The sequence below is a fragment of the Streptomyces sp. XD-27 genome (assembly GCF_030553055.1).
Lineage (GTDB): Bacteria > Actinomycetota > Actinomycetes > Streptomycetales > Streptomycetaceae > Streptomyces.
Genome location: NZ_CP130713.1, coordinates 1,197,206 through 1,218,539 on the forward strand (window position 1 = coordinate 1,197,206; position 21,334 = coordinate 1,218,539).

Annotated in this window: 18 protein-coding genes and 6 pseudogenes; 14 read left to right on the top strand and 10 right to left on the bottom strand. The window is 70.2% G+C overall.

The genetic code is table 11. From position 1 onward, the window contains the following. The first annotated feature begins 66 nt into the window (after window positions 1-66). On the top strand, window positions 67-678 hold the full coding sequence (locus Q3Y56_RS05080) for an RICIN domain-containing protein (protein ID WP_304460769.1): 612 nt from the start codon (window positions 67-69) through the stop codon (window positions 676-678). On the opposite strand, the gene Q3Y56_RS05085 is transcribed toward Q3Y56_RS05080, so the two are convergent. Together Q3Y56_RS05085 and Q3Y56_RS05090 are read right to left on the bottom strand one after the other, a co-directional pair. Continuing rightward, on the bottom strand, window positions 593-1,066 hold the full coding sequence (locus tag Q3Y56_RS05085; RefSeq protein WP_304460770.1) for a hypothetical protein: 474 nt from the start codon (window positions 1,064-1,066) through the stop codon (window positions 593-595). The genes Q3Y56_RS05080 and Q3Y56_RS05085 overlap by 86 nt on opposite strands. A 575-nt stretch (window positions 1,067-1,641) precedes the next feature. Continuing rightward, window positions 1,642-2,670 (bottom strand): hypothetical protein, encoded by a 1,029-nt coding sequence (locus tag Q3Y56_RS05090; RefSeq protein WP_304460771.1) that lies wholly within the window; start codon window positions 2,668-2,670, stop codon window positions 1,642-1,644. Between the two features lie 658 nt (window positions 2,671-3,328). Here Q3Y56_RS05090 and Q3Y56_RS05095 point away from each other — a divergent pair. Then, the gene (locus Q3Y56_RS05095) at window positions 3,329-3,499 is read left to right on the top strand and encodes a hypothetical protein (RefSeq protein WP_304460772.1); all 171 of its coding nucleotides are present in this window, start codon (window positions 3,329-3,331) and stop codon (window positions 3,497-3,499) included. A gap of 230 nt (window positions 3,500-3,729) precedes the next feature. Here the strand turns inward: Q3Y56_RS05095 and wecB are convergent, their stop codons facing one another. Beyond that, a complete protein-coding gene (gene wecB, locus Q3Y56_RS05100; RefSeq protein WP_304460773.1) occupies window positions 3,730-4,899 on the bottom strand; it encodes a non-hydrolyzing UDP-N-acetylglucosamine 2-epimerase in 1,170 nt (389 codons plus the stop codon). A gap of 317 nt (window positions 4,900-5,216) precedes the next feature. On the opposite strand from wecB, the gene Q3Y56_RS05105 reads away from it, so the two are divergent. The 6 genes and pseudogenes from Q3Y56_RS05105 (at window position 5,217) to Q3Y56_RS05130 (ending at window position 9,779) form a co-directional block, all read left to right on the top strand. After that, entirely contained in the window at window positions 5,217-6,551 is a 1,335-nt protein-coding gene (locus Q3Y56_RS05105) for a glycosyltransferase family 2 protein (protein ID WP_304460774.1), read from the top strand. A 35-nt stretch (window positions 6,552-6,586) separates the two neighbouring features. Continuing rightward, window positions 6,587-6,919: pseudogene (locus Q3Y56_RS05110) on the top strand (IS5/IS1182 family transposase); the annotation flags it as partial. A gap of 248 nt (window positions 6,920-7,167) precedes the next feature. Beyond that, window positions 7,168-7,437 (top strand): alpha/beta hydrolase, encoded by a 270-nt coding sequence (locus Q3Y56_RS05115; protein WP_304465475.1) that lies wholly within the window; start codon window positions 7,168-7,170, stop codon window positions 7,435-7,437. Between the two features lie 123 nt (window positions 7,438-7,560). After that, window positions 7,561-7,911: pseudogene (locus Q3Y56_RS05120) on the top strand (FAD-dependent oxidoreductase); the annotation flags it as partial. Window positions 7,912-8,802: 891 nt separating this feature from the next. After that, complete coding sequence (locus Q3Y56_RS05125; protein WP_304460775.1) at window positions 8,803-9,285, top strand: hypothetical protein; 483 nt, start codon at window positions 8,803-8,805, stop codon at window positions 9,283-9,285. 53 nt (window positions 9,286-9,338) lie between these two features. After that, complete coding sequence (locus tag Q3Y56_RS05130) at window positions 9,339-9,779, top strand: DUF6086 family protein (RefSeq protein ID WP_304460776.1); 441 nt, start codon at window positions 9,339-9,341, stop codon at window positions 9,777-9,779. Between the two features lie 101 nt (window positions 9,780-9,880). On the opposite strand, the pseudogene Q3Y56_RS05135 reads toward Q3Y56_RS05130, so the two are convergent. After that, window positions 9,881-10,021, bottom strand: a pseudogene (locus Q3Y56_RS05135) (ADP-ribosylglycohydrolase family protein); the annotation flags it as partial. 177 nt (window positions 10,022-10,198) lie between these two features. Here Q3Y56_RS05135 and Q3Y56_RS05140 point away from each other — a divergent pair. Next, complete coding sequence (locus Q3Y56_RS05140) at window positions 10,199-10,603, top strand: hypothetical protein (RefSeq protein WP_304460777.1); 405 nt, start codon at window positions 10,199-10,201, stop codon at window positions 10,601-10,603. Window positions 10,604-10,774: 171 nt separating this feature from the next. Here Q3Y56_RS05140 and Q3Y56_RS05145 read toward each other — a convergent pair whose 3' ends face one another. The 3 genes and pseudogenes from Q3Y56_RS05145 to Q3Y56_RS05155 form a co-directional block, all read right to left on the bottom strand. After that, a complete protein-coding gene (locus Q3Y56_RS05145; RefSeq protein WP_304460778.1) occupies window positions 10,775-11,461 on the bottom strand; it encodes a DUF6177 family protein in 687 nt (228 codons plus the stop codon). A gap of 10 nt (window positions 11,462-11,471) precedes the next feature. Next, window positions 11,472-12,754: pseudogene (locus Q3Y56_RS05150) on the bottom strand (heavy metal translocating P-type ATPase); the annotation flags it as partial. A 20-nt stretch (window positions 12,755-12,774) separates the two neighbouring features. Beyond that, a complete protein-coding gene (locus tag Q3Y56_RS05155; protein ID WP_304460779.1) occupies window positions 12,775-13,506 on the bottom strand; it encodes a tRNA-dependent cyclodipeptide synthase in 732 nt (243 codons plus the stop codon). 77 nt (window positions 13,507-13,583) lie between these two features. Here Q3Y56_RS05155 and Q3Y56_RS05160 point away from each other — a divergent pair, with 77 nt between their 5' ends. After that, window positions 13,584-13,991, top strand: a complete 408-nt coding sequence (locus tag Q3Y56_RS05160; RefSeq protein WP_304460780.1) for a heavy metal-responsive transcriptional regulator — start codon at window positions 13,584-13,586, stop codon at window positions 13,989-13,991. 91 nt (window positions 13,992-14,082) lie between these two features. Here Q3Y56_RS05160 and Q3Y56_RS05165 read toward each other — a convergent pair whose 3' ends face one another. Beyond that, window positions 14,083-15,084 (bottom strand): hypothetical protein, encoded by a 1,002-nt coding sequence (locus tag Q3Y56_RS05165; protein WP_304460781.1) that lies wholly within the window; start codon window positions 15,082-15,084, stop codon window positions 14,083-14,085. Between the two features lie 181 nt (window positions 15,085-15,265). Between Q3Y56_RS05165 and Q3Y56_RS05170 the strand changes: the two genes are divergently transcribed. The 3 genes from Q3Y56_RS05170 to Q3Y56_RS05180 all read left to right on the top strand — a co-directional run bounded on the left by Q3Y56_RS05170 (window position 15,266) and on the right by Q3Y56_RS05180 (window position 18,363). Further along, entirely contained in the window at window positions 15,266-15,601 is a 336-nt protein-coding gene (locus Q3Y56_RS05170) for a heavy-metal-associated domain-containing protein (RefSeq protein ID WP_304460782.1), read from the top strand. Between the two features lie 104 nt (window positions 15,602-15,705). Next, a complete protein-coding gene (locus tag Q3Y56_RS05175; protein WP_304460783.1) occupies window positions 15,706-17,973 on the top strand; it encodes a cation-translocating P-type ATPase in 2,268 nt (755 codons plus the stop codon). A gap of 108 nt (window positions 17,974-18,081) precedes the next feature. Next, window positions 18,082-18,363: a metal-sensitive transcriptional regulator gene (locus Q3Y56_RS05180; RefSeq protein ID WP_304460784.1), complete on the top strand. Its 282-nt coding sequence runs from the start codon at window positions 18,082-18,084 to the stop codon at window positions 18,361-18,363. 58 nt (window positions 18,364-18,421) lie between these two features. On the opposite strand, the gene Q3Y56_RS05185 is transcribed toward Q3Y56_RS05180, so the two are convergent. Continuing rightward, a complete protein-coding gene (locus tag Q3Y56_RS05185) occupies window positions 18,422-19,360 on the bottom strand; it encodes a pyridoxamine 5'-phosphate oxidase family protein (protein WP_304460785.1) in 939 nt (312 codons plus the stop codon). Window positions 19,361-19,393: 33 nt separating this feature from the next. Further along, window positions 19,394-19,639: pseudogene (locus Q3Y56_RS05190) on the bottom strand (VOC family protein); the annotation flags it as partial. A gap of 386 nt (window positions 19,640-20,025) precedes the next feature. Here Q3Y56_RS05190 and Q3Y56_RS05195 point away from each other — a divergent pair. Then, window positions 20,026-21,262, top strand: a pseudogene (locus Q3Y56_RS05195) (IS110 family transposase). The last annotated feature ends 72 nt before the right edge of the window (window positions 21,263-21,334 follow it).

Here is a 21,334-nt window from a genome sequence, read left to right on the forward strand (position 1 = left end):
CGATTCTAGAGATTCCGCGAAAGCCCCTCGCGCCGCCGCCAAGTTAGGAGACACGCCAATGACGCGGTGGTGCAGGAGGAACTGGGCGAAGGACAGGAGCGGCACCACCAGCTGTGGCATGCGCGGCCGCACACCGCCCGCCCGGACGCCCGGGTACTGCGGAATCTGCGCAGCGGTCTGCGGATGGACATCATGGTCAACCGGCGGCGCAGTGGTTCTCCGGTGCCGCAGTGCCAGGCCGAGTCCCGGGACGATCTGCTGGTGACGCAGTTGTGGCAGCTGACCGAGACCGGCAAGGGCCAGTTCCAGGTGGCCAAGGTCAACAGTGACCTGCTGCCAAGCGTGCGCGAGGACAGCACGGCCCCGGGCACCGCCCTGGAGCAGGCCAGTTCGCGCACCGACCAGCAGGGGCGCAGTGCTTGGATCGCTGACGGGGCGTTCTCAGACGCGTTCAAGGGCGCTTTGGATGGGGGTGGTGTGTTCGAGGCCGCGGCCAAGGGCATCGCTGATCCGAGGCAGCCGTACGTGCGGTTCGAGGGGTACCGCGGAGGCGAGTTCATCCAGTGCGTGCTGCCTTCATCCGATGGTGGCGCTACCGAAGCGGTCCTCGCTCGTCGACGTACACAGTGGGCTCCGACAAGAACACGTTGGCGTCCACCGGGCCGTAGGCGATGTTGAAGGTGTCCATCCAGTACGACCAGTCCTGCATCCCCGAAGTACTGCTGAAGCGGTAGTTGAGCTGCCAGCGGACCCACTGGCCGGGGACGAGGTGAACAGCTGGGGGCCTGCGCGGCCGAGGCGGAATGGCAAGCAGGGGCTCCACCCGGGGCTGGACTCGTAGCCGGCCCTCGGCTTCCCGGATCTGGACGTTGACCCTGCGCACATCTTCCTGGCCGTCATACGGCTCAAAACCGTCCCGCTCATGCATGCGAACCACGTGTGCGAAAGAAGGCATCGCGCAGGGGAGAGCGAAGCCGACCGGAGCCGCGTTCCTACGTGCGGCAGCCTCTCCTCCCCGGGACTGCTTCGTCCAGGACGTCCGTATCCACTGGACGGTGATTTCCACGGTCGCTACCCCTGCCATTCCATCGAAGATCTCACTCTATGCGGGCGGTTTCTCTGGTCGACACCGCACCGCCAGCGATCCGAGCGACACACCGAAGGAAGATCAACTTGAACTGTCCACATAAACAGCGACATCGTGTTCGGCCTGGTCACGCTCAGATCCAGCCCGACCTGATCATCCCCATCGGCAAGCACAAGGGACAGAACCCGAGCCTGTCCAGCCTCTACCGGCCTCTCGCCCAGCACGAGAAGCCGGTGGCGTACCCGCGAGGCCGTCACAGCGGCGCACACCGGCTTCGCGCGCCCTCCGGACTACTGGACGCATCCCGGGCCAGAAGCGTCAAGGAACCCCAGCCCACGATCATGATCAATCTCAGCGCTACTTCCCGTACCGCAACTGCTCACACCCAGGAGGTGGACCACGACGGCGTTCGGGAACGCCGCGGTGAGGCGGTCAGCGGCCTTCTGCCCGCGGTGGGAGGAGCCGACGCTGCTGGCCGGGCGAGGGGCAGCGGCTCTGACGCCGGCGGCGGCCAGCGTGAGGTCGGCCCACTTCCCGCTCCCGGTGTGCCGTGGTCATCCCCGCAGTACCCACCACTCTTCCACGCCCGCGACCGGCGTCCGATCCGTGCACGTCGGCGCGGTCCCCACCACCGCCGAGGACCCCGAATACCGGGCGGAGCCGATGCCCCAGTCCAGGTTTCCCCGAATCCACCCGTCCAGGTCCCGTACCCACGACGCCACCGTCGGCGACGCCCCGGCCAGGGTCTCTTCCCGCAGGTCCATGTAGCGCACCATCACCCGGTCCCGCAGCGCGACGGTCTCCGCCAAGCCCCCGCCCTCTCTGGCCACCGCGTCCACCAAGTTCAATCCGTCACCACAGCGCTGCGATTCCTTCGCATGCGAGATCAGATCGTTGTCATAGCCCACCAAGGCCGCGCACATCTCCGACAGCGCCCGAACCGCCGGTACTTCCAGCTCCGGTAATGGGGCCTCGTAGCCGTTGGTCACGTCCAGCATGTTCACGCACACCGGCATCGACCCGTTGGAGATACGAGCCACCAGATACGCGCCCAAGGAGGGAAACGTCCCCCGCACGCGATGCCCTGCCTCCCACACCTGATAGGCCAGGTAATCCCGCAGCGTCGTAATCCAGCGCCCCACCTGCACTCCTGAGCCCAGACCGGCCAACCGCTCCCGCAAGTCGGCCAAAGCGTTCATGAACGGCTCGTCGGCTCGCGCCACTCCCGTCTGTGCCGTCCGCATCAGGTCGGCGATCAGTACCCCCAATCCCGCCGGGTCATGGCTCAGTTGCCCCTCGTCGCAGAACACGTCGTCGAACGCGAACAGCCACATCAGCATGTCCGCCCCGAGCTGAGCCTGCACGGCTGTCCCCCACGGCGCGATGCGGGCTGCCAACTCGCCGGCGCCAATGGCGGAGAACCGGGCCGCTTCCTCCTCATCGCGGGCCAGCCCCCACTTCGCGGCCCACCGGTCCGACTCGGCCTGGAGCACTTCGACCGCCGGATGCATCCGCGACGGCAACGGACACCACAAGGCCACCACCGGCCGCTCCCGCGGACGCAGCGAGGCCGCCAGATCCATGGCGCTGCCCCCGATCACGCCCCCGGAGAACCGACGTCCAGACATCGCGCCCCTCTCTTCGCGCACCTTGGAGTACGCGACCTGCCCGGGGCACCTGCCGGTGTCCGAGAAGGAGATCCAAACCACCAGGACCAGTGACGAAGGCACGGACGCGCCCGCCCAACCCACCCCGTCCATGGGGCTGGTCTGCCCGTCTGCCGCTGCACGCGCTGAAGCCGTCCTTGAGCTGCTGCAAGTCCGGTTGCGCCGGCACACCTCGGCGGCCCCCACCGTAACCCTCCACGACAAGGTCTACGGGCTAGGCCGGGAACGGCACGCCGAGCGGCGGCGGATACTCGTCGCCGCGGTTGAGCACTTCCCCCCTCCCCTCCCCGGCCGGTACGTGGCGGACCGGCAGAGGGTGCTACACGAGCTCGGGCAGTACACCCGGAGGCCCGGGACCCGGCGGCCCCGAGGCATCCGGCGCCTGGCGTTTTCAGCCAGCCGCGGCAGCGTGGCAGCAGTTCGGGGTCCTGGATCAGCTGGTGGTCCGCCGCTATCTATCCGGTCACACGGGGAGCACTGCCCTGCTCGATGTGCCCTACTGGAAGCCGATCACATCGAGGCCGAACGTCATGTAATCCTGGCCGAGTCGGCCATCGGCGATGCGTGGTCGCTGGTGCAGCCGCCGACCGGCGGGGAGACCGCGAGCGCCTCGCTGCGGCTGATGTGTCACCTCCGGGCCGCACGCTACCGGCCCTTCGTCCGCTTCGGCGACGACGTGGCCGCCCGTGATCTGCGGGCCGGGCCCGAGGAAGCTCCGAATGGCTCCGACCGCCCGCAGCAGTGACGCCCACCGGGCGCCTGGACATCATCTCCGGCGTCGGGTGTCTTCGCACCCTCGTAGTCTGCGCCGCTGTACTTGCAGGCGGGCGCGCTGACCGTGGAAGCGGTCGCCCTGGAGGCCGGCAAGACAGCCGTGGCCAATGAGTTGGTCATCGTGCCCGCAGCAGTGGGCCCAGAGCGGGCGATGGTGGCTTCTTGAGACGCCGCCGGCCAGCGAGGACGAATCCTTGCCTTTTACCGTTCCGGCAGACCTCGCGGCCGCGGGCACTCTCCGAGCAGCCAGCCGCAGGCCGCCGCGCAGCGAGCCGCCGCCCGCCCGTCGCCGTAGGGGGTGCCGCGCACCACCGCCCGCAGGCGGACACCGAGCGGAAGGGGCCTCGCGCGGGCGAGCTCTCTGTCCGCCGCTGCCACGATGTCTGGTCCGTGCGTGCCGACCAGGCGGGCGAGGCCGGAGCTGATGCCTTCCACGCGCTCGGTGGTGTCCCGGGTGACCAGCACTGGTACTCCGAGGGCGATGGCCTCTTCCTGGATTCCCCCCGAGTCGGTGATCGCGAGAGCGGAGCGGGCCAGGATCCGCGCGAAGGTCCCGTACGGCACGGGGCCCGGCAGCCGCATGTTGGGCAGTCCGTGCAGCGAGTCCTCGATCTCCGCCCGCACCGCCGGATTCATGTGAGCGGCCACGACAAAGGTCGTCCGCGGGTGCCGGCGGCTGATCTCGGCGACGGCTTCGCCGATGCGGCGGATCGGCTTACCCCAGTTCTCCCTGCGGTGCGCCGTCACGAGCACGAGCGGCGACGTGGTGTCGCCGGGCAGGATGTCGCGGCTGTCCGCGGTGCGCTGGCTCGCGGTGACGACCGCGTCGACGACGGTGTTGCCGGTGACCAGGATGCGCTCGGCGCTGATGCCCTCCGCCAGCAGGTTCTTCAGGGCCGTGTGCGTCGGTGCCAGGTGCAGGTCGCAGACCTCGGAGATCATCCGGCGATGTGCCTCTTCCGGGAACGGGGTGCGCAGGTCGCCGGAGCGCAGCCCGGCCTCAACGTGCACCACGGGGACGGAGGAGAAGAACCCTGCCATCGCCCCGGCGAGGGCGGAGGAAGTATCGCCCTGGACAACGACCGCGTGGGTGCCCGGTCTGCGTAGCTGCGGGCCGAGCGTGCTCAGCAGGCCGGCGGTCAGTTCCGTGACGCTGTCCGCGCCGCGCGGCGCGGACAGCGTCACATCCGGGCCGATGCCGAAGCAGGACAGCGTCTCGCGCACCACCGGGCCGTGCTGGCCGGTGGTGATGACCATCGGCCGGGACCAGGCACACCGGCGCAACTCCAGGATGAGCGGGGCGAGTTTCACTGCCTCGGGCCGGGTGCCGACGACCAGGGCGATGCGCCTCGCGCTGCCAGTACCGTTCACGCCGCACGCTCCCCCCGCCCACTTCGGGCAGTGCCGTCAGCTTGCCCCGGTCCCACGCCAGGCACAGCGGGGACCGGGCACGTTCACTCGTACGTGGTGTCACCGCGTACGACAGGGCTGCCGCGCCCGGGGCGCACACCGTGCGCCGGGGCACGCACACGCGCGTCGGTGGTGTCCGTGTCGGGCGCCGAACTAGGCTGCACCGGAGTGGATCCAGCACCTGTCCTGGGTAGCCGGACAGCCTGGCAAGAGCGACGAAGGCGGTGCCGAGTGCGAGATCTTCTCCAGGCCGGGCGGCGCCTGCAGGGAGGCTCCCGGTGGCCGCAGTGGACACGATCATCCAGCATGTTGCTGTCGTCGTCACCGTGTTCGCGGGCGTCTACAACATCTCGCTCCTCATCCTGGGCATCGTCTTCGCCCGCTGCGCCGAGGGCTCGCTGCGCGCGCAGCTGAGGTCGGCGCACGGGCGGCCCGTCGAGCTGCCCGCCGACTGGAGCGTCTTCGTCCTGGTCCCCTGCCTGAACGAGGAGCGCGTCATCGGCAACACGCTGCACTGCCTGCTCGACGGGCAGCCCGGGGTGCGCATCATCGTCGTCGACGACGGCAGCGACGACGCCACCGCTCGCATCGTGCGCGCCGAATACGGCGACCGCGTCACCTTGGTCCGCAGGACACCGCCCGCCGCCCGACAGGGCAAGGGCGCCGCCCTCAACGCCGGGCTGGGCGCCGTCCGCGAGCGCGCCAAGGAAGAGGGCTTGGATCCCGGACAGGTGCTGGTGTGCGTGCTGGACGCAGACGGCCGGATGACGCCGGGCGCCGTGAGCCGGGTGACGCTGCTCTTCGAGGAGCCGACGGTAGGCGGTGCACAGCTGGCGGTGCGCATCCGCGGCCGACACCGCTGGGCGCTGCGGTTGCAGGACTTCGAATTCTGGGCGCTGAGCGCGCTGACCCAGTTCGGCCGAATCGCCACCGGCACGGTGAGCATGGGTGGCAACGGCCAGTTCAGCCGGCTCTCCGCCCTCGACAGCGTCGGGACGTACCCCTGGTCGGACTCCCTGACCGAAGACCTCGACCTGGGCATCAGCCTGGCAGCCCGCGGTTGGACGGTCACCTCCACTACCGGAGCCTTCGTCTCCCAGCAGGGACTGACCAACCCCCGTCGCCTGCTGCGCCAGCGCACCCGATGGCACCACGGACACATGAGCGCCATCACACGCCTGCCGGAACTCTGGGCCCGCCCGTCCGTCGGCGTCCTAGGCCGCATGGAACTCACCGGCTACCTGCTCGTCCCGTACCTCATCACCCTGCCCAGCTCAGTCCTCCAGCAGTACCTGATCCTGAACGCCCTGTCAGGGGACGGCACCGGGATGCTCCACCTCGTCCCCGGCCCCTCGTGGCTGAACGTCGTGGTCTGGCAGTTCCTGGCCTTCACCGGCTGCCTGGTTTCAGCGTTGCTCTACTGGCGCCGCACCGACGACCTGCCGGCCTGGAAGGCGGTCTGCTGCTTTCCCGCCGTCATGGTGAGCGTCTACCTCAGCTTCGCAGCCAGCTGGTGCGCCCTGTGGCAGATCGTCACCCGGCGCACGCACTGGACCAAAACCGAACGCGCCGTGGAGACGCCCGTCACGAATGGGGCGCCCGCGGCCCCGTAACCGGCCAGCGGCGCCCCCGCACCACCGCCGAGTGCCGTCTTCCTTCCCGGCATCGTGCCGACGAAGCGATCGGACGTTCACGGCGGGGGCACGACGACAGTTCATCCGCCCAGTGACGGCGGCGGCCGCCCGCTGGCCATCCTGATCATCACACCCGGACAGTGAGGTGATGCCCGCATCTGATCCCGGCCCTGGACCGCATCCGCGTCCCGCGCCTGGCTGGAGGTCACCCGCGGATGCGCCCGGACCGTCTCTGCGGCGACGAGGCGTACAGCTCCCGCCGAAATCGTCACTACTTGCGGCGACGACACATCCAACACACGATGCCCGGGCACCGGGATCAGCCGCGCAGACCGCCGAGGCGGCAAAGCACCCTCGTCCGTCTCCGCCCGCCAGCCCACACACCAGCCACACCAGCCGCACCAGCGGTAGACGCGCGCCCGAGCGATGGCGAAGTGGTTGCCGCTGAAGCGGTTCGGGCTGGACGGCACGTCGCCCACTGCCGTCCCGACAGTTGAGGAGATACGCGCGGGCAACAGGATGCTGTCGCTGCCGTCGCGCCGCAGCCGCCCGTCGCAGTCAGTTCGGTGGACGACAGCACCCTGGCCGGGTGCCGGTGCGGGTCTACCGGCCCCAGGGCACGAGGACGGCGCCAGCGATCGTGTTCATCCACGGGGGCGGCTTCATCGTCGGCGATCTCGACACCCACAACGGGGTCTGCCGCCGCCTGTGCCGGGACCTGGACGCGGTGGTGGTCAGCCCCGGCTACCGGCTCGCCCCCGAGCACCCGTTCCCCGCCGCGTACGACGACTGCCTGGCCGTGGCTCGCCACGTCAGCGACCGCATCGCCGACTCGACGAGTTCGAGGACGCGGCCGCCGTCGTGAACTGCACCGGCATGGGCGCGGCCGCGCTGGCCGAGGACACCATGCTGCGTCCGATCCGCGGCCAGCACGTGGTCGTGGAGAACCCCGGCATCAGGCAGTTCTTCTCCGAGGACACGGGGCTGTCGCCCCCTCGTCTGCTTCTACCCGCACGGCGACACGGTCGTCCTGGGCGGCACCGCGATCGACGGCGAAGGAGACTTGTCGGATGACGAGGAGGCGGCGAAGGGAATCATCGAACGCTGCGCCGCGATCGATCCCCGGCTGGCGGAGGCGAGGGGCATCGAGCATCGGGTAGGAGCCCGGCCCACGCGCTCCCAGGTACAGGTCGAATCGGACCGCCGCGGAGACGGCATCCCGCTGATCCACAACTACGGACACGGCGGCGCCGGGGTGACCCTGTCGTGGGGTTGCGCGCGTGAGGTAGCTCAGCTGGTGGCCGAGACCACCTCGGCGACCTCGTCCGAGCGTCAGTGACTGACGAGCAGTAGCACTGGTACAGCCACGGCGCAGGAGACACAGCTCTGCTGCGCCTCCGCCGTCCGCTACTCCCGGCAGCCTGGCGGGCGTCGATCCTCGCCCTGCAAACGGGTGAACCAGCGTGCCGTCGGGCAGGGCGTCGGGTTGGGCCTGGTGGTCATCTGTCACCGGCCCAGGAGAACGCGTATCTGCTACCCGCTCCCTGACCGCCGTCGCACTCGCGTGCACGAGCTGTTCGGCTTCTCCCTGCTGCCCCCGCCTCCACCGCGGCCGCCACTACGCAGCGCTGCGTCACCGTGGAGATCACCGGCCGCACGGTGGCCGTCCGGTACGACCCTGGCCCCGGCTCCCGGGTGGTGCGCCGGGTCCACCGTGGCCAGCGCGAGGAGACCTGCATGACCGCCATCGGTCAGGCCCGGGGCGACTCCGATTACTACAACAAGTGCGGACGGCGCGGTCTGGATCGGCACGTGGTCCGCGGCGGGTTCATCCCTACGCCCCACTTCCGGCAAGCCTGCCCGCCGACCCTCCTTGGAGCGAAGGCCCTATGCCCTTCGCGTACGGTGCCAGGACCACGACCACCGACACGCGCCGCACCTACTTCACCCCCACAGCCGCACGGGTCCTCTATGGAGCCCCGGAACACGCCACTCGCTGGCACCGGAACACCGGCCACACACACGGCCCCATCACCGTCGACGGAGTGGAGATCCTGCGCGCCCCCACCGACGACGCCCCGAACGCGCCCTGGCCGTCCTCCACCTGTCCATCGCCGGCCCCGCGCTCCTCGACACCCTCCGCTCCCTTGCCCACCGCCCCGGCACCAGCGCCTCCCCACTGGCCACCGGACTCCCGCTCGACACCCTCCTCGACGCGCTCCTGTTCGGGATGATCCAGCGCACCCATATCGACCGCCTGACCGAAGACCTCGCCCACGTCTTCACCGGCCCCGGCGAAGCCCACCGCCTGTCCACCCTGGAACGCCGCATCGCCCACTTCCGCAGCACCTACTGGCGCCAGCACCTCACCACCCACGGCACCGCCAACGACCTCCTCATCGCCTACCAGCACCAATACCGCCTTCCCGACCGCTTCACCGAAATCCTCGCCGAAGCCGCCGACCACAACCGATTCATCCAAACCCAGGAAAACCAGCAGATCAGCGGCGCCCTCGGCATCCTGACCATCCTCGGTCTCCCCCTGGGCACCGCCCTGGGCATTCTCCAAGTCCTCGGCGACGAGAACCCCTGGCACCTCATCGCCGCCACCACCGCAGCCCTCGCCGCCACCGCCGCGCTCCTGACCACGCGCTACGGCTGCCTCGTCCTCTCCTCCCTCCGCGGCCGCCCCCAGAACGATCGCGACGGCTAAGGCTCGTCTGATAGATGAGTGGGGTGTGACACGCGCGACAGGGGGACACCGCGATGAGTCAGTACTTCGACATGGGCGAGGAGACGCTGTGGAACCCGTCCAACGGGGCGTCCAGGCTGTTCCTGCGGCAGGTGGCGGTGTTCGAGGCGGAACTGGGCCTCGCTTCCGGCATCGGGCCCATGGAGGCGGATGAGTGTCAGATCGACCCGGCCGCCCTCGGCGTCTTCGTCCATGCCCTGCTGACTCAGTACAGACGAACGCACCACTCCATCGTGCCGGCTCTCTCCGAGGGATTCGTTGCCACCATGCTGGTCCTGGCGGATCGGGCCGGCGTTGGCGTGTGCTGGACGCCAACCGTCATCGGCCCGGACGGCGGGCTCGCGGACGTACAGGCCCCAGCGGAACCAGCGGTATCTGGATACGCCGACGAGGACGCATGGGCGCACCGGTTGCGCGAGAAGGCGCGGGAGCTGGACCGCATGATGGCGCGCTGACAGCCGCCTCGCGACGCAGAAGGAAGCCGCAGGAAATCAGGACTCTCGGCCCGACTCGGCTGGCTTCTCGTCTCCGCATTCGTCCTTCCCCGCAGGGCGCTGATGAGGTCGGGCAGGCGCAGGACACATTGTCCTGCGCCCGGTAGGGGTATGTGCAGTGGCTCCGTCCAGCGCGTGGGAATGGCGTCGTATCCGTGGACAACTCCGGCGAGGCCATCGATGACGGCGGCGACCGTGTCGGTGCCCCTCTGTTCCTGCGGGAAGGGCGTGCCTGCCCGTAGCGGAGTAGCCGTGTAAGCGGCAACCTGGTCGGCCCCGGAGCGGTCGGCCCGGCTCTTTGCGTGAGCTGTGACGCCTCTGTTGCCGGAATTATGGGCTCCCTCACAGCCATCGTGATCCCGTCCTGGTGGACTCGGCGGATGGTGTTCCTGCTCCTGCTGTTCATCCCGGCCGGGCTGGTCGCTTCTTTCGCCTTCGTCGGCTACGGCTTCGGCACCCTTGGCAGGGTCGGCATCCGGCGTGCCGACCGAGAGGTGCGGCTCCGGAGCCTCGCCGCCCTCCTGGGTGCCGCCGCGGCCGCCCTGTACACCTGGGGCCTGCTCCATGTCGCCGGTGCGGTCCTGGAGGCGGAGGACGGCGGCACCGGCTCCTCACCGCTTCGGCCCTGCCGGACACCGGGCGGGGAAGAGCGAACGTTGAGCGTCGTCGACTACACCGTGGACTACATGCCCTCCGGTTCGTCTGCGAGACCAATGGCGGCGGAAGCTACGCCGCCGAATCCGTTCCCGGCTACGTCAACCCAGCCGTGCTGGGCCTCGCGCTGACCGCCGCCGTAAGCGCTGGCGCAGCCGCCCTCGGATCGGAGCGCCGCGCCGGGAAGGACCCGGCCATGTGATGCGCAAAGGCGCAGCGCCGACTCCCAGGTCAACGACCGCTTCTCCGCCAACGCGCCACCTAGGGCTTCGGTGACTTGCCGCGGGAGGAGTGCCCTCCCGTCACTGCGTCCGGAGGTGCCGTACGAGTTGTTCGAACGCGGCCCAGGCCGCGCCTGACGTGCCGTCGCCGAGCGGGTAGTAGAGGCCGGGGCGGGCCGCGGGTCCCAGTTCGGTCGGCTGGGTGGACTGTGGTGGGCGGCGGGCGTGGGTGGGGCCGATCTCGTGGACGTCCTCGGGGCCCAGGGCGAAGCCCACGGGCACCGGTGGTGGTTCGAAGTGCGCGGGCGCGGTCAGGTCCCGGCGGCCGGAGCGTACTTGGGCGAGCATCGAGACCAGGCGGTGTTCGCGTACGAGACGGTCGGCGAGGGCGGGGAGGTCCTCCAGGGGCAGATCCTCGTCCGGGGCGTAGCCGACGGCCAGGGTCAGGGTCTCCTCCACGCCGCCCGTGGTGCGCGAGACGGTCAGGGTGGCGATGGCGGGCCGGGACCGGGGGTCGCCGACGACGACCGTCCAGGTGGGGTCGGGCGCGCGGTCGCGGGCGACGTCGGTGAGCTGGCGGCGGGACCACGGGAGGGACGCGGGTTCGGCCGTGCCCCAGCCGGCGGGTGGCGCGCCGGTCAGCGTCCGGTACGCCTCCTCCAGCGCACCGGCGAGCACGAGCTGGTCGTCGGCCGGATGGCGGGTGTGGAGGGAGAGCAGGAGCTGGCGCTCGCCGGTGGTCGCGAACTCCTTGAAGCGCTCCGCCACCGGGTTGTCCGCCGAGGCGTTCCCGGGCGGCGCTCGCGACGGCGTTGGCGATGGGGTGCTCGCTGGCGTCCTCCAGACCCCCGGCCAGCCGCAGCACCTCCTCCGCGTCCTCACCTTCGGCCGGTACGACGTCGATCAGGCGCATCTTCCCCTCGGTGATGGTGCCGGTCTTGTCCAGTACGACGGTGTCGATCCGCCGTGTCGACTCCAGCGCCTCCGGGCCACGGTCAGCAGCCCGAGCTGCGCCCCGCGCCCGGTGCCGACCATCAGCGCGGTGGGCGTGGCGAGCCCGAGCGCGCATGGGCATGCGATGATCACCACGGCGATGGCCACAGCGAGTGCGGTCGCCGCCGCAGCTCCGGTCAGCATCCACACGCCGAACGTGCCCATCGCCAGGGCGATGACGACCGGGACGAACACCGCCGAGACCCGGTCCGCCAGCCGCTGCACCGCGGCCTTGCCGGTCTGTGCCCGCTCCACCAGCGCGGCGATCTGCGCCAGCTTGGTGTCCGCCCCGACCCGCGTCGCGCGTACGACCAGCCGTCCGTGGCTGTTGACGGTGGCGCCGGTGACCGGCGATCCCGGCTCGGCCTCAACCGGCACGCTCTCCCCGGTCAGCAGCGACTCGTCGACCGCCGAAGCGCCCTCGACGACCTGTCCGTCCGTGGCGATCTTCTCCCCGGGCCGCACCACGAACAGATCCCCGACCGTCAACTCCTCGACCGGAATACGCACCTCGACTCCGCCGCGCAGCACACCGACGTCCTTGGCGCCCAGGTCCATCAGCGCCCGGATCGCCTCCCCGGCCCGCCGCTTGGCCCGGTCCTCGAAGAACCGCCCGGCCAGCAGGAACGCCGTCAGGACGACCGCGATCTCCAGATACAGGTGCTCCCCGCCCACGGCGAGGGTGCCCACGCTCCACAGATACGCGGCCGCGACGCCCAACGACACCAGGGTGTCCATCGTCGCCGAGCCGTGCCGCAGATTCAGCGCCGCAGCCCGGTGGAACGGCCACGCGTCGACGACCTCGGCTTCCTCCGCCTCCCCTGGGCCGCTCCCGACCACCTCGGCGCCGTAACCGATGGCCTCGACAGCGGCGACCAACTCCGCCACGTCGACCGCCGGGTCCTCGCGGGTCACATGCGCTGTCGCCGTCGCCAGGTTCACCGTGGCGCTCACCCCAGGCAGCTTGCCCAGCTTCCGCTCGACCCGCGCCACGCAGGAGGCACAGGTCATCCCGGTGATCGCCAGCTCGATGGTGTGCCCGACGCCGGCTTGCGCGGTGGTGGCCATGGCGATGACTCCTCTCACTGTCAGTTTCGTACGGGAACGGGAGCCGGTGATGGTCCGGCCGGAGCCACCACGGCGAAGCCCTGCCCAGCGGCGGGCCGCCATCCGAACTCACCGGCATACAGGCGACGCAGCACATCGGGCGGCTGGTGATAGCAGAAGACCGACGCCTCGGCGCCGACGATGGACGAGGAGTCGAGGAACATCGGGAGCTCGGCGAGGAAGTAGCGCACAGCATGCTCGACCTGCTCCTCGTCCGACTGCTGACCGTCGGGCAGCTTCCCGGCCAGCACCCAGCCGGTGGCCTTGTGGCACGCATCCCGGAAGCCCAGGTCCTGGGCGTACCGCTTCAGCCCGTGCTCATGGAGTCGGCCGAAGGCCGCGTTGCCCTCGAGTTCGGGCCAGCCCAGCACGCGCGCCCCGGGATCGGTCACCCCGAGCGAACCCAGCGCCGTGGCGATCTTGTTGCGGGTGTACTGGCCCTGCCTGCGCGCCTTCCACGCGGCCTTCTCCGGCGAACAGTCCAAAGCCTCGAAGGTGAAGGCACTCGGCGCGTCCGGCACGAAGAAATCCACGCGCTCGAAGCGCCCCAGCCCCCACGCCGCAAGCTCGCGGATCCGGGCCGTGGAGAAGTAGCTGTTGAACGGACTTATCCCGAAGCAGGCATGCTCGCCCCGCTCCACCGCCGCCGCGCACGCGTCGCTCAACAGCTCCACCGTCATCGCAGGACAGCCGTCCCCTTGATCGGTACTCATGCCCGCACGCTAAAACCTTGTCCTTAGGGCAATGTCAAGCCGACACCGGAGACGCACCCCGCGAGCGGAGACCCGCAATGCTCACCGTCGGCCGCATCGCCGCCCAGACCGGACTCAGCCCCAAGGCCGTCCGCCTCTACGAGGCCAACGGCCTCATCGACCCGCCCGAACGCACCGCCCCCGGCTACCGCACCTACACCGCTCAGGCCGTCCTCGTCCTCGGTTTCATCCGCCAGGCCCAGGCCCTCGGCCTCAGCCTCAAAGAGATCAAGGAAATCCTCGACCTCCAGCGCCGCGGCGAGCAGCCCTGCGGATTCGTCACCGATCTCCTCGACCAGCACCTCGCCGACATCGACCGGCGCATCGCTGACCTCCAAGCCCTGCGCGTCACCCTTCAGCGGACCCGCGCCCAGGCCGGCCGAGCCGCCGACCGCGGGGACGATGCCGTGGTGTGCCGGATCATCGAAAGCGCCGCTTCAGAATGAACTGCAAGGATTTCATGGGCACGCCGGTCACGAGCCAGCCTGGATCCCCCGCCGCGGCGTGGGCACCGACCGCGCCCGGCCTCGCCCTCGGTCAGTGCTGGTGGCCACCCTCCGCGGTCTCGGCTGAGGTCGCTTCCCTCTTCTCCTCGCCGTGCGGGGCGAGGGCCGCCTTCTCCTCGCCGTCTGGGGCGGTAGCCGGGAGGGTGAAGGCCGCAGTGCGGACCGTCCCGTTGTGCTTGAAGTCCAGGAAGAGGCGGTACGTACCGGAGCTGGACGCGGTGGCCGTGAAGGAGATCGCCGGGCCTGGCTTCGTGACGCCGTCGCCCGGGTGGCCGCCCGGGTGGACGTGGAGGTAAGCCAGGTCGCCCGAGCGCAGGGCCACCAGGTGGCCGTACGCCTCCAAGTAAGGCTGGAGGTCGGTGACCTCGCGGCCGTCCTTGGCGACCTTGAGGGTCAGCTCGCGGGCCTTTCCGGGGGTCAGGTCACCTTCGAGGTTGACGGTGTAGCCGTCCACTGTGGTGGTGCGGGTGGCTTTGGGCAGCGCTGCCGGTTGGTACGTACCCGACACGGCCAGGTCCGCGCCCAGGGTGAGGTTCCCGGCGCCCTTGGCGGCGGGGGTGAAGTCGGTGAACAGCCGGTAGTCGCCCGCCTTGGGCAGCTTGACGTCGGTGCGCCAGGTGCCGTCGGCCGCGCGGGCCGGGTGTAGGTGCTGGTAGGTGGTCAGATCGCGGCCGGCGAGGATGAGATGCAGCTCCTTGCCGTGGGCCTTCCGGTACGCGGTGACCTTGCGCCCGGCGGCGTCGCGGACCGAGAAGCGGACTTCGGTGCTGCGGTCTGACGCGATGCGCGGGGTGTCCAGGTCCAGGGTGTATCCGCTCTCGGAGATCTGCAGGCCGCCCGCCGCGTGCCCGGCGTCCGCCGCCGTCTCCCCCTTCTTCCCCGTCCTCTCCTCCTTGTCGTGTGCGCCGTGGTGGGCGTGGGCGGCGGGCTCAGGGTCCGCGACCGGATCCATCGCCGCCCCCGCTCCGTAGGCGACACCGAACGCCGCGGCGAGTGCGGCGACGAACGCTCCGGTCTTCACAGCTGTGTTCATGAGGCGGTCCCTTCGCAATGGCCGCTTTCGATCGGCGGCTCCACGAACCTCGAAGATACCCCCCAGGGGTATGAAGTCAAGCCCGGGAAAGTGTTGCACCGAGATACGGGGCGGGGGTATACATGACCACATCGCCGAGCGATACCCCCACGGGGTATCAGCGCCAACTCAGGAGGAAGCCATGTCCACCACCGCAACCGTCACCGCCGCCACCGAAGAGACCGCTACGCCCGCGTCGTCCTGCTGTACCCCCGACCACAGCTGTTCCAGCAGCGGCGGCGGCGCGAAGGCGGCGGCCGAAGGCGCCCGCACCGTCTACGACGTCGCTGGAATGACCTGCGGGCACTGCAAGGCCACGCTCACCAAGGAGATCGGGGCGTTGGAGGGCGTGCTGGCCGTCGAGGTGGACCTCGCCGCCGGGCAGGTCACCGTGACCACCTCCGGTCAGCCGGACGACGCCCTGATCGCCGCCACCGTCGACGAGGCCGGATACGAAGTCACCGGCCGCGCCGCCTGATCCGGCGCTCCACTCCCGTACCACCTCCACCCATCGCCGGAGCCCGGCCGCCCCCACCGGGCTCCGGCACCCACCCACCCTCCCCTCAAGCCCGAGGAGCAGTGATGACCACCACGGTTACCGAGACGGCCGAGGTCGAACTCGCCATCGGCGGGATGACCTGCGCCTCGTGCGCCGCCCGGATCGAGAGGAAGCTCAACCGCATGGACGGGGTCGAGGCCACCGTCAACTACGCCACCGAGAAGGCCAAGGTCCACTACGCCGGTGACATCAGCGTCGAGGACCTGATCGCCACCGTGGAGGCCACTGGCTATACCGCCGCCCCGCCTGCCCCCGCCCGTACGCGGACCCCCGACGCAGGCGGCACGCAGGCCCCGGCGGCCGAGGAGGCCGACGAGCTGCGGCCGCTGCGGCAGCGGCTGATCACCGCCGTGATGCTCGCTGTCCCGGTGATCGTTCTGGCCATGGTCCCGGCCTGGCAGTTCGAGTACTGGCAGTGGCTGTCCCTCACCCTCACCGCGCCGGTGGTGACGTACGCAGCCTGGCCGTTCCACCGCGCCGCCCTCACCAACGCCCGGCACGGCGCGGCCACCATGGACACCCTCATCTCGGTGGGCACCAGCGCCGCGTTCCTGTGGTCCCTGTGGGCCCTCTTCCTCGGCACCGCCGGAACCCCCGGCATGACCCACGGCTTCGAGCTGACCATCAACCGCACCGACGGCGCCGGAAACATCTACCTGGAGGCCGCCGCCGGAGTCACCGCCTTCATCCTCGCCGGCCGCTACTTCGAAGCCCGCTCCAAGCGCAAAGCGGGCGCCGCCCTCAAGGCCCTGCTGGAGCTGGGCGCCAAGGAGGTCACCGTCCTGCGGGAGGGGCGCGAGGAGCTGATCCGCACCGAGCAGCTGGTGGTCGGCGACCGGTTCGTGGTCCGGCCCGGCGAGAAGATCGCCACCGACGGCGTCATCGTCGAGGGTGCCTCCGCCGTGGACGCCTCCATGCTCACCGGTGAGTCCGTGCCGGTGGAGGTCGCGGTCGGCGACAGCGTCACCGGTGCCACGCTCAACGCCGGCGGCCGCCTGGTCGTCGAGGCCACCCGGGTCGGCGCCGACACCCAGCTGGCGCGGATGGCCAAGCTGGTGGAGGACGCGCAGAACGGCAAGGCCGCCGCCCAGAGGCTCGCCGACCGGATCTCCGCCGTCTTCGTCCCCGTCGTCATCACCCTGGCGCTGGCCACCCTGGGCTTCTGGCTCGGCAACGGCGCCGGTCTCACCGCTGCGTTCACCGCGGCCGTGGCCGTACTGATCATCGCCTGCCCTTGCGCCCTGGGCCTGGCCACCCCTACCGCCCTCATGGTCGGCACCGGGCGCGGCGCCCAGCTCGGCATCCTCATCAAGGGCCCCGAGGTCCTGGAGACCACCCGCACCATCGACACGATCGTCCTGGACAAGACCGGCACCGTCACCACCGGCCAGATGACCCTGCTCGCCATCCACACCACCGACGACGTCACCGAGGCGGAGGTGCTGCGACTGGCCGGCGCGCTGGAGCACGCCTCCGAGCACCCCATCGCCCAGGCCGTCGCCACCGGCGCCGCCCAGCGGATCGGCGCACTCCCCACCCCGGAGGACTTCGCGAACATCCCCGGCCTCGGCGTCCAGGGCGTCGTCGACGGACACGCGGTGCTCGTGGGACGCGAGAAGCTGTTGAGCGAGTGGGCGATGACGTTGCCCGCCGCGCTGGCTGGGGCCAAAGCGGAGGCCGAGGCGGCCGGACGCACCGCCATCGCGGTCGCCTGGGACGGCCAGGCCCGCGCCGTCCTGGAGGTCGCCGACGCGGTCAAGGACACCAGCCCCGAGGCCATCCGGCGGCTCCGCGCCCTGGGCCTGACCCCGATCCTGCTCACTGGCGACAACCAGGCCGTGGCCGAGTCCGTCGCCCGCGAGGTCGGCATCGACGAGGTCCTCGCCGAGGTCATGCCGCAGGACAAGGTCGACGTCGTCAAGAAGCTCCAGGCCGAGGGGCGTTCGGTGGCCATGGTCGGCGACGGCGTCAACGACGCCGCCGCGCTCGCCCAGGCCGACCTGGGACTCGCCATGGGCACCGGCACCGACGCCGCCATCGAAGCCGGCGACCTCACCCTGGTCCGGGGCGACCTGCGCGCAGCCGCCGACGCCATACGCCTGGCCCGCCGCACCCTGGCCACCATCAAGTCCAACCTCTTCTGGGCCTTCGCCTACAACATCGCCGCCCTCCCCTTGGCCGCGTCCGGCCTCCTCAACCCGATGATCGCCGGAGCCGCCATGGCCTTCTCCTCCGTCTTCGTCGTCGGCAACAGCCTCCGCCTCCGCCGCTTCCAGCCCACCACCGGCTGACCCGGAGACCACCGCGGAAGGGCGGACCGGGCGACCCGGTCCGCCCTTCCGCGTTCACTGGCACACCGCGCTCATTGGCATCCCTGCACCCACGAGATGAGGACTCCCATGGCCGGTTACGAGGACCACAAGGACAAGATCCGTCGGCGCCTGCGCCGAATCGAAGGGCAGGTACGCGGACTTCAGCGCATGGTCGAGGAGGACACGTACTGCATCGACGTCCTCACCCAGATATCAGCCACCACCGCCGCTCTGCAGTCCTGCTCCCTCACCCTCCTTGAAGAACACCTCAACTGCTGCGTCTCCGAGGCCCTCACCCAGGGCGGCGACGAGGCACGGTCGAAGGTGAGTGAGGCGACCCAGGCCATCGCACGCCTGGTCCGCGCCTGAGGGGTGGCAGGCCCCTGGACCGGGGGCCAGTCAGCGGAGGCTGACCCCGATGCGGCGTTCACGCTCCCCTCAGGGGAGGGTGGGCGGGCGAATACTCCGGGGCGGACCAGCGCAGTGGGCTGGCGGCCGGGGTCCAGGCCACCTCGTCGAGAGCGAAGTGAACGGTGCGCCCGGACTCGCTGAACTCGGTGCGGGCGGTGCCGGTGAGCTGCAGGGTGTCTCCGGACACCCAGTCGACGAACAGCAGCCCGGCACGCGGATCGGCCTCCAGGTTGCCCAGGGTCAGGAACATCGCATTGCCCGGATAATCCGGCCAGCTCAGCCGGGTGGGCGAGACCACGGTAACGAAGCCGGGCAGGCCGCCGCGGTGGCTGGCGTCGGCGGGGCCGGACGTGGCCGCAGCACCGTCCCCGGCGCTCACGGTGGCGATGAAGAAGGTGTCGGCAGTGCGGATGGCGTCCGTCTGCGCCTCGCTGAGCACGGCGGCTCGGCGCACAGCGCCGGGGGCCCGGCCCGGTACGGCCTCCTCCAGCAACCGCTTCTGCAGGTACTTGGGACAGTTGGAGAAGACCTGCCTCGCCTCCACGGCCAGCCCGCGCGCGGACGGTCGGGCTGTGCCGTTGAGGCGCATCCGGCGCCGGGTACGTGGGTCCAGGGCGATGGTGCCGATGCTCGTGGGGCCCTTCGCCAGGGTGGAGGCCAGCGGATCGCCTGGGTGCACCCGGCCGGTGATGCCGATGGAGTGCGGGCCGGTGGCGGTGACGAACCCGGGCGGACCGGTGAGCAGCGAACTCCACACCTGTCCGCCCTGATCCGCCGCACCGATCACCAGCATCGGCTGAAGCCCGAGGAAGGCCGCGGCCACATCCCGGATGCCGTTGCCGATGGCGAGCCCGGAGTGATCGGCCTGGGCGATCACTCCGGCCCGGCGCTGCACGGCACGCTCCCCAGGCCCGTACGGACTCGGACTCGGACTCGGACTCGGGCTGCCGGTCATGGCTGCTCCCCTTCCTCTCAGTGCCAGTTCTGACTAGAAGAAACCGCAGGTGGGAGCCGCCGCTGAGGGCACGGGGGCGTCCTCGGCCCCGGTGGTTGCGTAGATCTCCAGGCGGGTGCCGTCCGGGTCGGTGAAGAAGATCCCTCCGGAGGAGGCACCCTCGCCGTGGGCGACCACGCCGTGATGGGCGAAGTCCGCGCCGAGTTCGCGCAGGAGCTCCTCGGCGGCGCGGGCCTCCGCAATGGCGTCCACCTCGAAGGAGAGGTGGTGCTGCCCGGCCCGGCTGCCGTCGAAGGGGTCGTCCCCGCACCCGCGGGGCAATTCCGAAGGCGTGGTCTTCGCTCTACGGCGCCGGGCCATACCCAGTTGCCCATGCTCATGGAGGGCTCTCCTAAGTAGACGTGCGAGGCACGAGCCTCACGGTCTCTTACGTCCGATCGCAGAATTTATTACGACGGCCACGTCATCGCAGTCAGACGGCTCTACCTTCTGATCGGGTTGATCGAGCCATTCGTAGGGTTGGGTCACCCAGGGGTGCCGGGTGTTGCTATCAGGCGGCTGCTGACTTGTGACTCTGCAGGCTTCGCCGCCCGACACCCCACGACGACTCGGCCGCCGATTAGGAAGTGCGAACAAGTCGCTGCATCAAGTCGCTGCGTAGAGCAATGCCGGCGAAGTCGTCCGTGGTACGAGCCGAACGAACAAGCACGTCAGGAATATGGGCGGGGATCGACAGCGGCACGGGCCATCACCACGGCCTCGCGCTGGACGCCGCGGCAAGACCCTGCTGTCGCGGCGGGTCGCCAATGACGAGACCGAGCTGCTGAAGCTGATCGGCGACGTCCTCGACCTGGCCGACGGGCGGCAGGTCACCTGGGCCATCGACATGACCGGCGGCGAGCCCGCGCTGCTGCTGGCCCTGCTGGTCAACCACGGCCAGGAAGTCCTCTACATCCCCGGGCGCCTGGTGAACCGGGCATCCGACGGCTACCGCGGCGAGGGCAAGACCGACGCCCGCGACGCCTACGTGATCGCCGACCAGGCCAGGATGCGCCGCGATCTGCGCCCCATCCGCCCCGGCGACGAAGCCGCGATCGAACTCAAGCTGCTGACCGGACGCCGGGCCGACCTGGTAGAGGACCGCACCCGCGTGGTGAACCGCCTGCGCGGCACCCTGCTGAGCATGTTCCCGGCCCTGGAGCGAGCCCTGGATGTGACCAACACCGGCCCGCTCAAGCTGCTGAACGGCCACCAGACCCCGGCCGCGATCCGCCGGGCCGGCATCACGCGGCTGACCAAGTGGCTGGCCAACCGCAAGGTTAGAAACGCAAGTACCTTGCAGAAACGGCAGTTGAGGCCGCTGAGCGGCAGCACACCTCCGTCCCCGGGGAGAAGACCTTCGCGAAGCTGGTCCACACCCTGGCCGAGGAGGTGATGGCCCTCAACGAGCAGACCTCCGAGATCGACAAGCTCATCGAGGGCCGGTTTCGCGAACACGAGCTCGCCGACATCGTCCTGAGCGTCCCCGGAATCGGCACTGTGCTCGGCGCAGAGTTCCTGGCCGCCGTCGGCGGGGGCCTGGACGGCTTCGACTCCCCTGACGCACTGGCGGCCTTCGCCGGCGTCGCCCCGCACCCCGCGACTCGGGCAGGGTCAGCGGGAACCTCCACCGGCCGGTCACCTACCACCGGCGGCTCCAGCGGGTCTTCTACACCTCCGCGCTGGTCAGTGTCCGCTGCGACCCGAACTCGCGGAAGTTCTACGACCGCAAACGCGCCGAGGGGAAGAAACAACGTCCAGACCGTGCTCGCCCTGGCCCGCCGGCGTGTCAACGTCCTGTGGGCCCTGATTCGTGACCGACGGCAGTACCAGGTCACACCGCCGGCTGCTGCAACCGCTTGACTGCGACCAGCGACTTCGCCCGAAAGTGATCAAGGGGTTGCTCTCTGTCGTGCAAGATGGCAGCGGCCGTGT